Source organism: Streptomyces sp. NPDC048696, from assembly GCF_043198895.1.
Classification (GTDB): Bacteria; Actinomycetota; Actinomycetes; order Streptomycetales; family Streptomycetaceae; genus Streptomyces.
In genome coordinates, this window is sequence record NZ_JBICVJ010000007.1 from 73661 (window position 1) to 89267 (window position 15607).

The following is a 15607-nucleotide window of genomic DNA, read 5'->3' on the forward strand; positions in this document are numbered from 1 at the left end:
CGGTGGTGTGGCACGCTCACACAGCAGTGCCGTGAGCGTAGGAAGGTCTGTACCAATCGTCAAGAGGTCCAGACCAACGGCCGGAAGTCGTCCTCATATCCCCAACTCCTGGGCGAGAACCGCAGCTTGGACCCTGCTGCGCAGTTCCAGCTTTCCCAGCAGACGGCTGACATGCGTCTTCACCGTGGCCTCCGCCATCGCCAGGCGCAGGGCGATCTCCGCGTTGGAAAGTCCCTCGCCCAGACACGACAGAACCTCGCGCTCGCGCCGGGTGAGCGTGTCCAGGGCGGCCGGTGGCTTCGCCGGGGCCTTGGTGGTGGGCGCCGCGAACTCCGCGATCAGGCGGCGGGTGACCGCCGGGGCGATCAGGCCCTCGCCGCGCGCCACCGTCCGTACCGCCTCGATCAGATCCCTCGCCTCGGTGTTCTTCAGCAGGAAGCCCGCGGCGCCCGCGCGCAGCGCCCCGAAGACGTACTCGTCGAGGTCGAAGGTGGTCAGGACCAGGACGTCCGCGAGCCGTTCCGCGACCACCTGGCGGGTCGCCGAGACGCCGTCAAGGCGTGGCATCTGAATGTCCATCAGGACCAGATCCGGGCGCAGCTCGCGCGCGAGGCGCACCGCCTCCTCGCCGTCGGCGGCCTCCCCGGCCACCTCGATGTCGGGGGCGCTGCCCAGGATCAGCACCAGACCGGCCCGCACCGCCGACTGGTCCTCGGCGACCAGTACCCGGATCGTCATACGCTCGACTCGCCTTCCACGACGGGAAGTTCGGCCCGCACCCGCCAGATCCTGCCGCCGTCCCCGGCCGGTTCCGGGCCCGACTCGAAGGTCCCGCCCAGCAGCACGGCCCGCTCCCGCATCCCCACCAGACCCGCCCCCGACCCGGGCGCGCGCGGCCCCGGACGATCACCATAAGGGCTGGTCACCGCCACCGTGAGAGCTCGCCCGGTGTGCGCGAGCGCCGCGGTGACGGTACCCGGCGCGGCGTGCTTGAGGGCGTTGGTCAGCGACTCCTGCACGATCCGGTACGCGGCGAGCTCGACCGGGGCGGGCAGCGCGGCGCCCGGCGGCCGCGTGTCGTGAAGGGCGAAGTCGAGCCCGCTGGAGACGCCGTTGGTACGGGCCCGGGCCAGCAGGGCGTCGAGCCCGGCCAGGGTGGGCGCGGCCACCGGTTCGCTCTCGGCGCCGCTGTCCCGGAGCAGCCCGATCAGCCGGCGCATCTCGGCGAGCCCGGCCACGCTGTTCTCGCGGATCACGGTGAGCGCCCGGCCGGTGGTCGCCGCGTCGTCCAGGGAGAGCGCGGCGGTGGAGTGGATCGCGATGGCGGAGAGGTGGTTGGCGACCATGTCGTGCAGCTCGCGGGCCATCCGGGCGCGCTCGGCGACGACGGCCTGGGCGCGGTCGATCTCGGCGAGCAGCGCGGTCTGCTCGGCGCGCAGCGTGGCCGCCTCGGCCGCGTCGCGGTGGTTGCGCACCAGCGCGCCCGTGGTGGCGGGCGCGAAGGAGACGAGCGCGGTGACGATCCCGACGAGCAGGGCCTGCGGGGTGCGGAACCAGGCGAGGAAGCCGATGGTCACGGCCACGCTGATCAGCCCGGTGGTCACGGGGATGCGGCGGGCGGCGGCGGACGTGCCGTACAGGACGGCCGCGTAGACGATGTCCGTGAACATCAGGATCGTGGCGAGGTTGCCCGCGGTGAACTGGTCGGCGACCACCATGGCCGTACCGCCGACGATCGCGCACTGCGGGCGGGTGCGGCGCAGCAGCTCCAGGGCCGCCGTCACCGCGAGCGGCACCAGCGCCCAGCCGCCGCCGAGCAGGCCGCTGCCGCGGCTGAACAGACCCAGGATCCACAGCAGCACGCCGCCGGCCAGCCCGGCGACGGCGATCTGGACGTCGTGGTGGTGCGGGCGGGGAAGACGTTTCACGGTCCCATGAAACACCGGCGCGGGGGCCGTGACCTCGGCGTGCGGGGCGAACCCGAGCGCGTACGACTACATCGAAAGATGCAGTCGAAGCGCTCGGGTGTCGATGGCGCGGGACCGGCTAGCGCTCGCCGCCCGGCACCCAGAGCACGTCCCCGACCTCCTTGTTCGCGGTGCGGGCCAGGATGAACAGCAGGTCGGAGAGCCGGTTGAGATAGGTCGCGGTCAGCGGGTTCATCGCCTCGCCGTGCACCTCCAGGGCCGCCCAGGTGGAGCGCTCCGCGCGGCGGACCACCGTGCACGCCTGGTGCAGCAGCGCCGCGCCCGGGGTGCCGCCCGGCAGGATGAAGCTGCGCAGCTTCTCCAGCCGCTCGTTGAAGTGGTCGCAGTCCGCCTCAAGGCGGTCGATGTAGAACTGCTCGACCCGCAGCGGCGGGTACTTCGGGTCCTCCACTACCGGCGTCGACAGGTCCGCGCCCACGTCGAACAGGTCGTTCTGGACCCGGACGAGGACCTTCGCCACGTCCTCGGACAGCTGCCCGAGCGCCAGCGCGGTGCCGATCACGGCGTTCGCCTCGTTGGCGTCCGCGTACGCCGAGATCCGCAGATCCGTCTTGGCGGTACGGCTCATGTCACCGAGGGCCGTGGTGCCCTTGTCGCCGGTGCGGGTGTAGATACGCGTCAGATTGACCATGAGGCCAGAGTAGTTAGGCCCCGGCCGTCCGGAAGACGCGTGTGCCCACCGTCACGGCGGTGAGCGCGAGAGCGGCCGCGACGAGCACGCCGTAGAGCATGTGAGCGCTCGTGTACGAGCCGACGTACGCGTCCCTCATCGCGTCCACCAGGTAGCGGAACGGCATGAAGTGCGAGAGCACGTCCAGCCAGAGCGGCCCCAGCGTCATCGGCAGCATGAGCCCGGAGAGCAGCATCGACGGCATCGCGAGCCCGTTGACCGCCGGGCCGAACGAATGCGCCGAGGGGAGCTTCAGGGCCAGCGCGTACGAGAGCGCGGCGAGCGACAGCGTCAGCACACCCACGAACACGAAGCCGATCAGCACCCCGGCGACCGGCGCCCGCAGCCCCATCACCAGCGCCGCGAGCACCAGCACCACGGCCTGGAAGACGAAGAGCGCCGCGTCCCGCAGCACCCGGCCGAGCAGCAGCGCGAGCCGGGACACCGGTGCCGCCCGCATCCGCTCGAACACCCCCCAGCCCTGCTCCAGGATGACGGCGAAACCGCTGAACGAGGCGCCGAACAGGCCGAGTTGGAGCAGCAGCCCCGGCACCAGGACCTGCCAGGAGTCGCCGTGCGGGGCGAGCGGCAGATCGGTGAGGAGCGGGCCGAAGAAGAGCAGGTAGAGCAGCGGCATCAGTACGCCGAAGAAGATCTGGAATCGGGACCGCAGGGTCTGCCGGGCGTACCGGCCGAAGACGATCGCGGTGTCGTGCAGGAGCATCGGGGGTCCTATACGGCTACGGGGGCGGAGTCGGCGGGCGCGGGGCCGCGGCCGGTGATGGCGAGGAAGGCGTCCTGGAGCGTGGCGCAGCCGTGCCGGGCCTTGAGCGCGGCGGGGGAGCCCTCGGCGGTGACGACGCCCTCATCGACGATGACCAGCCGGTCGGCGAGCGCGTCCGCCTCGTCGAGGTAGTGCGTGCTGAGCACGACGGTGGTGCCGTGCTCGGCCCGGACGCGGCGGACCACGTCCCACAGGTCGGCGCGCCCGGCGGGGTCGAGGCCGGTCGTCGGCTCGTCCAGGAAGAGCACGTCGGGCCGGTGGGCCAGGCCCATCGCGAGGTCCAGGCGGCGCCGTTGGCCGCCGGAGAGCGCGGTCGTCCTGCGGTCCAGGAGGTCGGCGAAGCCCAGCTCGGCCGCCAGCTCCTCGGCCCGCTCCCGCGCCCGGGAGTGCGGGAGCCGGTAGAGGCGGCCCTGGGTGACCAGCTCCTCGCGTACCGACATCTGCGGGTCGAGACCGCCGGACTGGGCCACATAGCCGCACCGCTCCCGTACGCCCGCCGGGTCGCGCAGCAGGTCGCGGCCGGCGACCGTGGCCGCGCCCGAGGTCGGCCGGAGCAGTGTGGTGAGCATGCGCAGGGTGGTGGTCTTGCCCGCGCCGTTGGGGCCGAGCAGGCCCAGGATCTCGCCGGTGCGGACGGTGAGGTCGATGCCGCGCACGGCCTCGACGGGGCCGCGTCCGGTCTGGAAGGTCCGGGCGAGCCCGGCGGTGCTGATGACTGGCATGGCACCCAGAAAAACAGAGTCTCTTAAATTTTGCAATGACACCAAGTTTTCAGCGAACCCACTCCCGCCCGTACGATGAGGCCATGGCTGAAGGACTTCGGGAGCGCAAGAAGCGGCAGACCAGGCAGCACATCTCGGACACGGCCACCGGCCTGTTCCTGGAGCGGGGCTTCGACGCGGTGACGATCGCCGAGGTCGCCGAGGCCGCCGACGTCTCCGTGAACACCGTCTACAACTACTTCCCGGCCAAGGAGGACCTGTTCCTCGACCGGATGCGCGAGGTCTCGCACCGCCTGTCGCGCTTCATCCGGGCCCGGGACGCGGGCGAGTCGGCGGCCGACGCGGTCCTGCGCGAGCTGCGCTCGGCCCTGGAGAACGTCTCGCCCGCCTTCGGCCTGATCGACGGCTTCGCCGACTTCATGCGGGTCATCGAGGGCGCGCCCACGCTCAAGGCCCGGCTCTGGTACCTCCAGCAGGAGGTCGTCGAGTCGGTGGCCGCGACGCTGCGCGAGGAGACGGGAGCGGCCGCCGACGACCCGCTGCCGCTGCTGATCGGCGGTCAGCTCGCGTGGATCGAGAGCGCCGTCGTCGCGTACATCAGCGCCGAGATGATGGCGGGCCGCAAGGCCACCAAGGTGTCCCGTGACGCGCTCGTGGTGCTCGATGACATTGAGGAGCTGTTGGGCGAAAAGGTGCTCAAGTACGCGGTAAAGGCCGAGCGATGACAGTGATCCCTGCCCCCGATGAGACGTGGCACACCCATCTCGGTGTGATGTCCGTCATCTGAGACGTGACGCGCATCTCTTAGGGCTCCCAAGAGCCTCCGTGGCCGATAGCCTCCGCCCCAGAGCCGTATCAGTAAGCCGTCAAAGGGGTGTGAAGTGGCCAGGAAGCTCGCCGTCATCGGGGCCGGACTCATGGGTTCGGGCATCGCGCAGGTCTCCGCCCAGGCCGGCTGGGACGTGGTGCTGCGTGACGTGACCGACGCGGCGCTGGCCCGGGGCACCGACGGCATCAAGGCCTCGTACGACAAGTTCGTGAGCAAGGGCAAGCTGGCCGCCGAGGACGCGGAGGCCGCGCTCGCCCGCATCACCACCACGACCGATCTGGACGCGGTAGCCGACGCCGACATCGTCGTCGAGGCCGTCTTCGAGAAGCTGGAGGTCAAGCACGACATCTTCCGCGCGCTCGACCAGATCGTGCGGGACGAGGCCGTGCTCGCCTCCAACACCTCGGCCATCCCGATCACCAAGATCGCGGCGGTCACCAAGCGCCCCGAGCGGGTCGTCGGCGCGCACTTCTTCTCGCCGGTCCCGATGATGCAGCTGTGCGAGCTCGTACGCGGCTACAAGACCAGCGACGAAACCCTCGCCACCGCCCGTGAGTTCGCCGAGTCCGTCGGCAAGACCTGCATCGTCGTCAACCGCGACGTCGCCGGTTTCGTCACCACCCGGCTGATCTCGGCGCTCGTCGTCGAGGCCGCGAAGCTGTACGAGTCGGGCGTGGCCACCGCCGAGGACATCGACCTCGCCTGCAAGCTGGGCTTCGGCCACGCGATGGGACCGCTGGCCACGGCCGACCTCACCGGCGTGGACATCCTGCTGCACGCGACCGGCAACATCTACACCGAGTCCCAGGACGAGAAGTTCGCGCCGCCGGAGCTGATGCGCCGGATGGTTGACGCGGGTGACATCGGACGCAAGAGCGGGCAGGGCTTCTACAAGCACTGATTGACACACCCTCACCTCCTGTCGCCCCAGGATCACTCCATGGGGTGAATTAGGTATCGGTTCGCTCACAGACGGCAACTTCCCTGCGGTCTGTGCAGTCAGTTGGTGCAGTAAGAGACGACAGGCAGACAGGCATACGGAGCACTCCGGGGAGTACACATGCATATCAGGGGCGACCACGTCGAGCTGGTCGTCGGGGGCCGCCTCGACGTCCGCAGCGCGGCGGACGCCCGTACGGTGCTGCACTCGGCCGTCGACGACGGAGCCGGCGACCTGGTGCTCGACCTGACCGAACTCGACTCCTGGGACGCCACCGGGCTCGGCGTGATCATGGGCGCCCACCGGCGGGCCGGGCGCTGCGGCCGACGGCTCGTGCTGCGGGGCGTGCCGCCCCAGATGCAGCGCCTGCTGGTGGCGACCCGGCTGCACCGCATCCTCGCCATCGAGGGCGGCATCGCGGCGGAGGCACTGCCGCGCGTATGACCCTGGTGCGGGGCTCTCGCGTACGACTTGTGCGGTAGTTGTGCGCGGGGTGTGAGAGCGGCACTCCGCGCGCAATCCTCACCGGACTGTGACGCTCTGGGCGGGGTGGCACCCCGCCGGTTCATAGATACTGGTCGAAGGTTTAGGGTGCGGTCTCCCGCCGGTCGACATCCCAAGCGGCGGGGACCGGACCAGAGCGACAGCGCAGTACGTAGCGGCCGGGAGGGGCACCGTTACGCACGCGCATCTGGGGGGCTTTCACCATGGACCCGATGGACAACCGGGGACCGGAAGAGTTCGACCACGATTCGGACGGCCCGGGCGCCACGGGCGCTTCGGGCGCCGACGCGCCGCGATCGCCGCGCGACCGCGACGCCGTGAGCCCCGGCCTCGGCCAGCGCGCCGCCGGTCCGGCCCGCACGGTCCAGCTCGTCTCCGGCGACTTCCTGCTGACCGTCAATCCCGTCGACGGCAGCGAGATCGAGCCGTGCCCGCCCGGCGAGATACCCGGACGGCCCGCCCGCCGCACCGCCGCCGAACGCGCCGAGCGCGAGCGCTCGCTCAAGCCCCCGGTGCCCGCCGCACCCGCCGCACCCGCGCCCGTCCTGCTGGAACGCGGCGAGGAGCGCGAGCGTCTGGGCCGGCTGCTCGGACGCGGCCGCTCGGTGCGGCTCACCGGCCCGGCCGGCTCCGGGCGCACGGTGCTGCTCGACGCCGTCGCCGCCGACTGCGCGCGCCTGGCGCCCGACGGCGTCGTCCGCCTCAACGGACACCGCCGTACCGCCCATGAACTGCTGCACGAGCTGTACGCGGCCGTCTACCGCTCCCCGCTGCACCGGCCCGACCGGGCCGGGCTCCTTGAGCGGGTGCGCGAGATCGGCGCGATCGTCCTCGTCGACGACCTGGAGTTCGGCGGGGCCGCCCTGGAGGAACTGCTCGACGCCGCGCCCGAGTGCGCGTTCCTGCTCGCGGCGACACCGGAGGTCGCGGCTCCCCTCGCCGACTCGCACCTCGAAGAGGTCTTCCTCGCCGGTCTCGGCCGGGGTGCCTCGCTTGAGCTCCTGGAGCAGGCCGTGGAGCGGCCGCTCACCGACGACGAGGCCAACTGGGCGGGCGACCTCTGGTTCGAGTCGGAGGGCCTGCCACTGCGGTTCGTCCAGGCGGGCGCGCTGCTGCGGCAGCGGGACACGCTGCGCGGCGAGGGCGTCGCGCGCGACGAGTTCGGGCTGCCGGTGGAGGAGCCGTCCGACCTGTCGGTGTTCTCGGCCGAGGGCCGGGAGGTGCCGCTGCCCTCGCTCGGCGACGGCGCGGCCCCCGCCGCCCCGCTCGCGGCCCGGCTCGGCGAGGCCGCCCGCGACACCCTGCGGTTCGCCGTCGCGCTCGGCGGCGAGGTGCCGCACCAGGCGCATCTGCCCGCGCTCATCGGCGACACGCACGCCGACGCCGCGCTCGGCGAACTGCTCGGCTGCGGCCTGCTCTCCCCGGCCGGTACCCGCTACCGGCTCGCGGCGGGCGTGCTCACCCAGCTCGACGCGGCCGGATACGGCGAGGACGCGGGGGAGCGGGCGCACACGGCGGCCCAGCACTACGCCTGGTGGACCGGGCACCCCTCGGTCACCCCCGAGCGGGCGGCCGCCGAGTCGGACGCGGTGATCGCGGCGCTCGCCGCGCTGGTGCCCGGCGCGGACTCCGGCCACCCCGCCACGGCGGTCGAGCTCGCGCGCAGCGCGGCGCCCGCGTTCGCGGCGGGACTGCAGTGGGGCGCGTGGGAGCGGTCGCTGCGGATGGGCTCGGCGGCGGCGCGGGTGACGGGCCAGGTGGCCCAAGAGGCGTACTTCCACCACGAGTTGGGCGTACTGGCGCTGTGCAGCGGGAACGTGGACCGCGCGCGGGCCGAGCTGGAGGCGTCCATCGGGCTCAAGGGCGCGCTCTCCGACAAGCGCGGCACGGTCGCGGGCCGGCGGGCGCTGGCCCTGGTCGAGGACCGCTCCGGCGGCCCGGTGGTCTCCGGCGGCCGCACCCCGGCGGGCGACGAGGTCCCGGCGGCGCGGTACGAGGAGTCGCAGTCGCCCCCGGGCGGTGTTCCGGCGGCGCCGATCCCGCTCGAACTGCCCGACTCCACGCCGACCGTGCTGACCCCGCGCGTGGTCACCGCCCCCGCTCGGCGCCGCCGCACGCTGCTGACCGGTACGCGGCGCAATCTGGTGGCGGCGGGTGCGGGAGCGGTGCTGGCGGTGGTCCTGGGCACCGTGGTCACCCTGGGCGCGACGTCCAGCGGCTCGGACTCGCCCGGCGACAAGGTCAAGCAGCAGCAGTCGGCGAACGAGGGGGATGTGGGCGGCGAGGGCGGGCTGCCCGCGCAGACGCCGTCGGACGGCTCGACGCAGCGGGCTCCGGGCGGCGCCCATTCCTCCCCCGGCCACACGGGCAAGCCCGGCACGCCCGGGACGACCCCGGACACCCCCGGCAGCACGCCGCCGGACTCCACGACGCCCACGGGCAAGCCGTCCACGCCGTCCGGCAAGCCGTCGAAGCCGACGGGGAAGCCGTCGTCGCCCACGACGGGCGGGACGTCCGGGTCGCCCACGTCGGGGGGTTCGTCGGGTACGGGCGGCACGACGGGGACGACGGGTGGGACCACGTCGACCGGCGGCTCGTCGACCGGGCCGACCACGGGTGGGTCGACGACCACGTCGGGCGGCGGTTCGGGGTCGACCGGGTCGAGCACGGGCGGCACGACGTCGACGGGGCCGAGCTCTGGTGGGTCGACGACGTCGGGCGGCGGTACGGGTTCGGGCGGCACGACGGCGTCGGGCGGATCGGGTTCGGGCTCCGGCGGCACGACGACGTCCGGCACGTCCGGTACGACGGGGGCGGCCTCGGGCACCCCCGGGGGCAGCACGTCCCCGAGCCCGTCCCGCTCGTAGGAGCCCCCACCCCGCCCCTTCCCGAAAGCCCTGGGCGGGCGGCTGGGTTCTTTGTCTGATCGCCGGTGGGGGCTGGTCGCGCAGTTCCCCGCGCCCCTTAAATGGGCCCGAAGGGCCCTCCTTCAGGGGCGCGGGGCTGTGTCGATTTGCGGCTCCGCCGCGGTGGGGGTCCCCCCTGTTCGAGCGGAGTCGAGAACTTGGGGGAGCGAGCAACCCAGCACGGTCCGCAGCTGAACCGGGGTGCAGGGGCCCGGGGGCGTAGCCCCCGGGAAACCTTCCTCCGCCTCAGAACAGGCGGAGCTTGTCGTCCTCGATGCCCCGGAGCGCGTCGTAGTCCAGGACCACACACCCGATCCCCCGGTCCGTGGCGAGCACGCGAGCCTGCGGCTTGATCTCCTGCGCCGCGAACACCCCCTGCACGGGCGCAAGGTGCGGATCGCGGTTCAGCAGCTCCAGGTAGCGGGTGAGCTGCTCGACCCCGTCGATCTCTCCCCGCCGCTTGATCTCGACCGCCACCGTCCCGCCGGACCCGTCCCGGCACAGGATGTCGACCGGCCCGATCGCCGTCGGGTACTCGCGGCGGATCAGCGTGTACCCCTCGCCCAGCGTCTCGATCCGGTCCGCCAGCAGCTCCTGCAGGTGCGCTTCCACGCCGTCCTTGATGAGCCCGGGGTCCACACCCAGCTCGTGCGAGGAGTCGTGCAGGATCTCCTCCATCGTGATGATGAGCTTCTCGCCCGCTTTGTTGACGACCGTCCAGACGCCGGAGTCGTCCCCGGCCCCCTCCTTGAGGGTGCAGGGCGGAGACATCCAGTTGAGGGGCTTGTACGCCCGGTCGTCCGCGTGAATGGAGACACTGTTGTCCGCCTTCACCAGGATCAGCCGGGTGGCGGAGGGCAGATGGGCGGTGAGGCGGCCCGCGTAGTCGACGGAGCAGCGGGCGATGACGAGACGCATGGTCGGCAACGCTACTCGAATCCCCCCGCCGAACGCGATTCGTCCGGCAAAGCGCTGTTCGTTATTGGCCGGTTACGTGCCGAGTACCTGTCGCGCTCCCCATACCGCGCCTACCGTATAAGCGGGAGGTTGTCGGCCAAGCACGCTGCGTGGCCGACTTCGTTCCTTTCCCTGCCCGTAAGACCCCCACCTTCGGGGTCGCGAGAGGAGAAACCATGTCGCTCGACGTCTCACCGGCCCTACTCGAACAGGCCGAGCGAGGCGAGGTCGACGAAGCCGATTTCGTCGACTGCGTCCGGACCTCCCTGCCGTACGCATGGGAGATGATCAGTTCGCTGGTGGCTCAGCTGAAGGTCGACGGTGGTGAGTTCGCCGACAACCAGACGCCTCCGCCGGACGAACAGGCACGCGGCCAGCTGCTGCGCGCGCTCGCGAGTGACGCCATCCGAGGTGCTCTACAGCGGCATTTCGGTGTCCGCCTGGCGTTCCAGAACTGCCACCGTGTCGCGGTGTTCCCGCTGGACCCGTCGTCCGACGAGCGGCTCGCCCGCTTCACGTCGATCCGGGGCCAGCTGCTCAACCAGTCGCCGGAGCTGAGGGACTGCTGAAACCTTGCCGCCGCTCCGCATCGCGGGAGGTGCAACTGATGCGGAGCGGGGGTCCGATCGCGGGGCTCCGCCCACCAGCCCCGCCCTACACCCCTCCCGACCCGTCCCCGGCGGCAGCGTCCCTCACCCCACCTCCGGCCGCTCCAGCAGCGGCACCACCTCAGCGCCCAGACGTCGTACGTTCTCCTCCGTCGCCGCCAGGTCGCCCGCCCCCTCGACCAGGAAGGCGAAGCGCGTGATCCCCGTCTTCTCGGACGTCGCCGCGATCCGGTCCGCCGCCAGCCGTGGCGTGCCCACCGGGTGCAGCGAGCACAGGAGTTCCGTGTACGCGATCGGGTCGCGCATCGCGCGGTGCCGGCCGTCGACGGTCACATGGGCGTCGAGCCCCTGCTTCAGCCACCCGGGCATCGCCTTGAGCAGTGTCTCGGCCGCGTCCGGCTGGCTGTCCGCGATCTGGGCCACCCCGGCCGACACATGCGGCGCGGCCGCGACCGCGTCCGGGGCGATGCCCGACGCCAGCGCGTGCGAACGCCACAGCGAGACCATCTCCGCCTTCTCCTCGTCGCCGCAGTGCATCCCGAGCAGCATCGGCAGGCCGCGCTCGGCGGCGAGCTTGACGCTGTTGGGCGACGTGCACGCCACGATGACCTCGGGCCCGGGCGGGCCGTCCGCCAAGAGCTCGTCGGGCCTGGGCACCACCGGGACCTCCCGGAAGGCGAAACGTTCTCCCAGGCTGGAGACCCGGGGTTCGGTCAGCCATCGCAGGAGCAGGTCGAGCGACTCGGGGAAGCCCTCCTCGTACGCCCGCAGCCCGGAGCCGAAGACCTCCAGGTCGACCCAGGGTCCGCCGCGGCCCACACCCAGCGAGAACCGGCCACCGGACGTCAGGTGCAGCAGCGCCGCCTGTTCGCCGAGCGCCACCGGGTGCGCGCTGGGCAGCACGCTGACCGCCGTGCCGACGCGGATCCTGCGCGTGCGGCCCAGGAGCAGCGCCGCCAGTGTCACCGCCGACGGGCACACCCCGTACGGCACGAAGTGGTGCTCGGCGAGCCACACACAGTCGAGGCCCGATTCCTCGGCCACCTCGGCGGACCGCACTGCCCGGTGCAGTGCCTCCCCCTGGCCCTGGCCCGGGAATTGGGCTGCCAGTACAAAAGTTCCGACGCGCATCGCTCTTGCCTCCTCACGGCCGACGCGGCTCCCCCTCTTACCGGCAACAACGCCTGACAAGTGCCAAGGGCACGGCCCGGCGTGAACTTCTTGCGATAGTCCGGTAAGTGTCCCCCGTACGAGTTAACGTCCCACCCCGGTCCAGGCTCGGGTACCCGGGGCCGGTGGCTCTACGCTGGAGGCAGTCCGTCCGCCCGGCCCCGTGAGGTGTTTCCGTGTCCCCGCGCCGCAACCGCCCCAAGGGCGGCGACCAGCCGACCGAGCCGTCCGCCGCGACGGGCGGTGACCGCTACGGCCTCCAGCGCACCGAGACGTACCAGGGCGAGGAGTGGTCCGTACGGCATGTGAGCGGTGCGAGCTCCGGCGGCAAGCGGTACCGCTGTCCAGGCTGTGATCAGGAGATCCCGGCCGGCGTGCCGCACGTCGTGGCGTGGCCCGAGTACGGCGGCGTGGACGACCGGCGGCACTGGCACAAGGCGTGCTGGAACGCGAAGGACCGCCGCACCAGCAGGGTGCAGCGGTCCAGGAACGCGCCGAGGTACTGACCGTACGGAGTACGGACGCGGGCGTCAGACGTCGCGCTTGCTCAGGGACGCGAACGCGCCACCGAGGGCAACTGCCGTCACGCCCGCCAGAATCAGCAGCGGCATCCAGCCGTGCGGGCCGGAATCGGTCACCGACGCGCCGTAGAACACGGCCAGTTGGCTCGGGATCGAGTACTCGAAGAGGGCCTGGCGCACTGATGCGAGCGACGCCGAGAACATGAACAGCGCGAGCACGAGCGGCAGCAGCACCACGCCGATCATGACGGTGATCGCCCCGGCCGAGTGCCGGATCAGCGCGCCGATCGCGAGCGAGAGCAGGCCGAGCGTCGAGATGTAGAGCCCGACGCCGACGGTCGCCTTCAGGAGTTCGCCGCCGGTGGGCTGCCTGCCGCCGTCCACCATGCTCGTCTGGATCATCGCCACCAGGAAGGTGGAGACCGTCACGATGACGAACGACAGCAGGAAGAACACGATCGACTTGGCGGTGAGGATCCGGGCCCGGCTGGGGCACGCGGTCAGCGTCGTGCGGATCATGCCGGTGCCGTACTCGGACGCGATGGTCAGCACGCCGAGCGTGATCACGCAGATCGAGCCGAGCAGGACGCCGTAGAAGCCGAGGCTGACCACCGGGTTGTCGCCCATGTGCGACCCGGACGTGTTGACGGCGACGGCCGCGAGCAGCCCGATGCCGAGCACGAGCACGAGCAGCGTGCCCAGCGTCCACATCGTGGAGCGTACGGAGCGGATCTTGGTCCACTCCGAGGCGAGCGCGTCGCCGAGCGTCGCCGGGCGCACCGGGATCGGCGAGGTGTACGCGCCGTAGGCCGCACCCTGCGCCTGCTGCGGGGCCTGCTGCTGGTAGGGGGTGGTCATCGGGCGTCGTCCTCGGGCTTGGTCAGGGAAGGGGCGGGCGCGGCGGCGGGCGCCTGGGCCGGGGGAGCGGCCGGAGCCGCCGGAGCGGCCACCGGGCTCTGCACGGGGGCGGCCGGGGGCGCGGGAGCGGGCGCCTGGCCCGGGTGCGGGGCCTGCGCGGCCGCGTACGGGTTCTGTCCCGGCGGCGGCGGTGCGTACCAGCCCTGGGTCGGCACCTCGGGGATCACCGGCGGCGGCGCGTACCCGGGCGGCAGCGGCTGCATCAGACCGGCCTTCTGGTCGGCCGTGGAGCGGTAGTCCACCACGCCCTGGGTCATCCGCATGTACGCCTCCTCAAGGGAGGCCTGGTGCGGCGAGAGCTCCCACAGGCGTACGTCGGCGCCGTGCGCCAGGTCGCTGATGCGCGGCAGCGCGAGGCCGGTCACCCGCAGGGCGCCGTCCGGCTCGGGCATGACCTGGCCGCCCGCCTCGGTGAGCGCGGCCGTCAGCTTCTCGCGCCCGGTCTGCTCGGGCGTGCGCACGCGTGCGAAGTCGGCCGAGTTGTGCGAGATGAAGTCCTTGACGCTCATGTCGGCGAGCAGCTGGCCTCGGCCGATCACGATCAGGTGGTCGGCGGTCAGCGCCATCTCGCTCATCAGGTGCGAGGAGACGAAGACGGTCCGGCCCTCGGCGGCCAGCTGCTTCATGAGGTTGCGCACCCACAGGATGCCCTCGGGGTCGAGCCCGTTGACCGGCTCGTCGAAGAGCAGGACATGCGGGTCGCCGAGGAGGGCTGCGGCGATGCCGAGGCGCTGGCCCATGCCGAGCGAGAACCCCTTGGAGCGTCTGCCCGCGACGTCCTGGAGGCCGACGACGCCCAGGACCTCGTCGACCCGGCGGGCCGGGATGCCGGAGAGCTGGGCGAGCGAGAGCAGATGGTTGCGGGCGCTGCGGCCGCCGTGCACGGCCTTGGCGTCGAGTAGCGCGCCCACCTGGCGGGGCGCGTTGGGGAGCGTACGGAAGGGGTGGCCGCTGATGGTGACGTGGCCGGAAGTGGGCTGGTCCAGGCCGAGGATCATGCGCATGGTCGTCGACTTGCCGGAGCCGTTGGGCCCCAGGAAGCCGGTAACGGCGCCGGGCCTCACCTGGAAGGAAAGGTTGTACACGGCTGTCTTGGCGCCATAGCGCTTCGTCAGGCCGACTGCCTCGATCATTCTCCAGCCCCATCGACGGTGTGGGTCGTCGGGGCGGTGGCCGTCCGCAGCCAGGGTGCCCCCGTATGAGTGAGGAGCTTATCCAGGACTTTACGGTTCCGGCCAAGCGGAGACATGTGCGTTACGTGTACTTCTGCCCGGTATGCATCGCCGGTCTCCCGCCTCTCACCAGGCGTTACGCGTCCCGCCTCTTCAGCACCAGATAGCCGCCCGCCAGCGCCGCGATCACCCACAGCGCCATGATCCCGAGCCCCGCCCAGGGCCCGTACGGCGGCGGCTCGCTGTTCATCGCGTCCGGCACCACCCGCATGATCTTCGAGCCCGCCTGGTCGGGGAAGTAGCGGGCCACCTTCTTGGCGCCCGGCACCGCCGAGAGGATCTGCGAGACCAGGAAGAAGAACGGCATCAGGATGCCGAGCGAGAGCATCGAGCTGCGCAGCATCGTGGCCACGCCCATCGAGAAGAGCGCGATCAGCGCCATGTAGAGGCCCGCGCCGAACACCGCGCGCAGCACGTTGGGCTCGCCGATGGTGGTGCGGTGCGGGCCGAGCAGCGCCTGGCCCAGGAAGAACGAGAGGAAGCTCGTCGCCATGCCCACGACCAGCGCGAGCGCGGTCGCGACCGCCAGCTTGGCGAAGAGGAAGGTGGCCCGCTGCGGCACGGCGGCCAGCGAGGTGCGGATCATGCCGGAGCTGTACTCGGTGCCGACCACCAGGACGCCGAAGACCACCATCGCCAGCTGGCCCAGGACCATCCCGGAGAAGCTGATGAAGGTCGGGTCGAAGGTGGCGCGCTCGGCCGGCTTGAGGTCGTTGAACTGCGACTTCATCAGCGCGGACAGGGCCGCGCTCACCGCGACCGTGACGACGAACGCGCTGATCAGGGTCCAGGAGGTGGAGGAGACCGAACGGATCTTGGTCCACTCGGAGCGGAGTACGGCGGGTGCCGATGCCATGG

General features: G+C 71.8%; 16 protein-coding genes. 6 read left to right on the forward strand and 10 right to left on the reverse strand.

From position 1 onward, the window contains the following. Positions 1-93 precede the first annotated feature (93 nt). The 5 genes from ACGFRG_RS16605 to ACGFRG_RS16625 form a co-directional block, all read right to left on the reverse strand. On the reverse strand, positions 94-738 hold the full coding sequence (locus ACGFRG_RS16605; RefSeq protein WP_361430457.1) for a response regulator transcription factor: 645 nt from the start codon (positions 736-738) through the stop codon (positions 94-96). Then, positions 735-1928, reverse strand: a complete 1194-nt coding sequence (locus ACGFRG_RS16610; RefSeq protein WP_393264519.1) for a sensor histidine kinase — start codon at positions 1926-1928, stop codon at positions 735-737. Before ACGFRG_RS16610 ends, ACGFRG_RS16605 begins: the two co-directional genes overlap by 4 nt. Before the next feature lie 118 nt (positions 1929-2046). After that, entirely contained in the window at positions 2047-2619 is a 573-nt protein-coding gene (locus ACGFRG_RS16615; RefSeq protein WP_361430459.1) for a cob(I)yrinic acid a,c-diamide adenosyltransferase, read from the reverse strand. A 13-nt stretch (positions 2620-2632) separates the two neighbouring features. Then, the gene (locus ACGFRG_RS16620) at positions 2633-3382 is read right to left on the reverse strand and encodes an ABC transporter permease (RefSeq protein ID WP_361430460.1); all 750 of its coding nucleotides are present in this window, start codon (positions 3380-3382) and stop codon (positions 2633-2635) included. 8 nt (positions 3383-3390) lie between these two features. Next, positions 3391-4164 (reverse strand): ABC transporter ATP-binding protein, encoded by a 774-nt coding sequence (locus ACGFRG_RS16625; RefSeq protein WP_393264522.1) that lies wholly within the window; start codon positions 4162-4164, stop codon positions 3391-3393. 83 nt (positions 4165-4247) lie between these two features. On the opposite strand from ACGFRG_RS16625, the gene ACGFRG_RS16630 reads away from it, so the two are divergent. The 4 genes from ACGFRG_RS16630 (at position 4248) to ACGFRG_RS16645 (ending at position 9304) form a co-directional block, all read left to right on the forward strand. Further along, positions 4248-4889: a TetR/AcrR family transcriptional regulator gene (locus tag ACGFRG_RS16630; protein ID WP_361430463.1), complete on the forward strand. Its 642-nt coding sequence runs from the start codon at positions 4248-4250 to the stop codon at positions 4887-4889. 156 nt (positions 4890-5045) lie between these two features. Continuing rightward, positions 5046-5894: a 3-hydroxyacyl-CoA dehydrogenase family protein gene (locus tag ACGFRG_RS16635; protein ID WP_393264525.1), complete on the forward strand. Its 849-nt coding sequence runs from the start codon at positions 5046-5048 to the stop codon at positions 5892-5894. Between the two features lie 159 nt (positions 5895-6053). Then, complete coding sequence (locus tag ACGFRG_RS16640; protein ID WP_067163978.1) at positions 6054-6377, forward strand: STAS domain-containing protein; 324 nt, start codon at positions 6054-6056, stop codon at positions 6375-6377. A 263-nt stretch (positions 6378-6640) separates the two neighbouring features. After that, entirely contained in the window at positions 6641-9304 is a 2664-nt protein-coding gene (locus ACGFRG_RS16645; RefSeq protein ID WP_393264529.1) for an ATP-binding protein, read from the forward strand. Positions 9305-9589: 285 nt separating this feature from the next. Here ACGFRG_RS16645 and nucS read toward each other — a convergent pair whose 3' ends face one another. Continuing rightward, positions 9590-10261 carry an endonuclease NucS gene (gene nucS / locus ACGFRG_RS16650; protein ID WP_361430467.1) on the reverse strand — a complete coding sequence of 224 codons (672 nt, stop codon included), beginning with the start codon at positions 10259-10261 and terminating at the stop codon, positions 9590-9592. A 215-nt stretch (positions 10262-10476) separates the two neighbouring features. Here nucS and ACGFRG_RS16655 point away from each other — a divergent pair, with 215 nt between their 5' ends. Further along, on the forward strand, positions 10477-10869 hold the full coding sequence (locus tag ACGFRG_RS16655; RefSeq protein WP_361430468.1) for an SCO5389 family protein: 393 nt from the start codon (positions 10477-10479) through the stop codon (positions 10867-10869). 123 nt (positions 10870-10992) lie between these two features. Here the strand turns inward: ACGFRG_RS16655 and ACGFRG_RS16660 are convergent, their stop codons facing one another. After that, positions 10993-12039 (reverse strand): LLM class flavin-dependent oxidoreductase, encoded by a 1047-nt coding sequence (locus ACGFRG_RS16660; RefSeq protein WP_361430470.1) that lies wholly within the window; start codon positions 12037-12039, stop codon positions 10993-10995. Between the two features lie 215 nt (positions 12040-12254). Here ACGFRG_RS16660 and ACGFRG_RS16665 point away from each other — a divergent pair, with 215 nt between their 5' ends. Continuing rightward, positions 12255-12584, forward strand: a complete 330-nt coding sequence (locus ACGFRG_RS16665) for an ATP/GTP-binding protein (protein WP_361430472.1) — start codon at positions 12255-12257, stop codon at positions 12582-12584. A gap of 24 nt (positions 12585-12608) precedes the next feature. On the opposite strand, the gene ACGFRG_RS16670 is transcribed toward ACGFRG_RS16665, so the two are convergent. From ACGFRG_RS16670 to ACGFRG_RS16680, 3 genes are all read right to left on the reverse strand, one after another. After that, positions 12609-13457, reverse strand: a complete 849-nt coding sequence (locus ACGFRG_RS16670; protein WP_393264532.1) for an ABC transporter permease subunit — start codon at positions 13455-13457, stop codon at positions 12609-12611. Then, positions 13454-14650: an ATP-binding cassette domain-containing protein gene (locus ACGFRG_RS16675; RefSeq protein WP_361430475.1), complete on the reverse strand. Its 1197-nt coding sequence runs from the start codon at positions 14648-14650 to the stop codon at positions 13454-13456. Before ACGFRG_RS16675 ends, ACGFRG_RS16670 begins: the two co-directional genes overlap by 4 nt. Positions 14651-14825: 175 nt before the next feature. Continuing rightward, positions 14826-15605, reverse strand: a complete 780-nt coding sequence (locus tag ACGFRG_RS16680; protein WP_361430477.1) for an ABC transporter permease subunit — start codon at positions 15603-15605, stop codon at positions 14826-14828. Between the last annotated feature and the right edge of the window lie 2 nt (positions 15606-15607).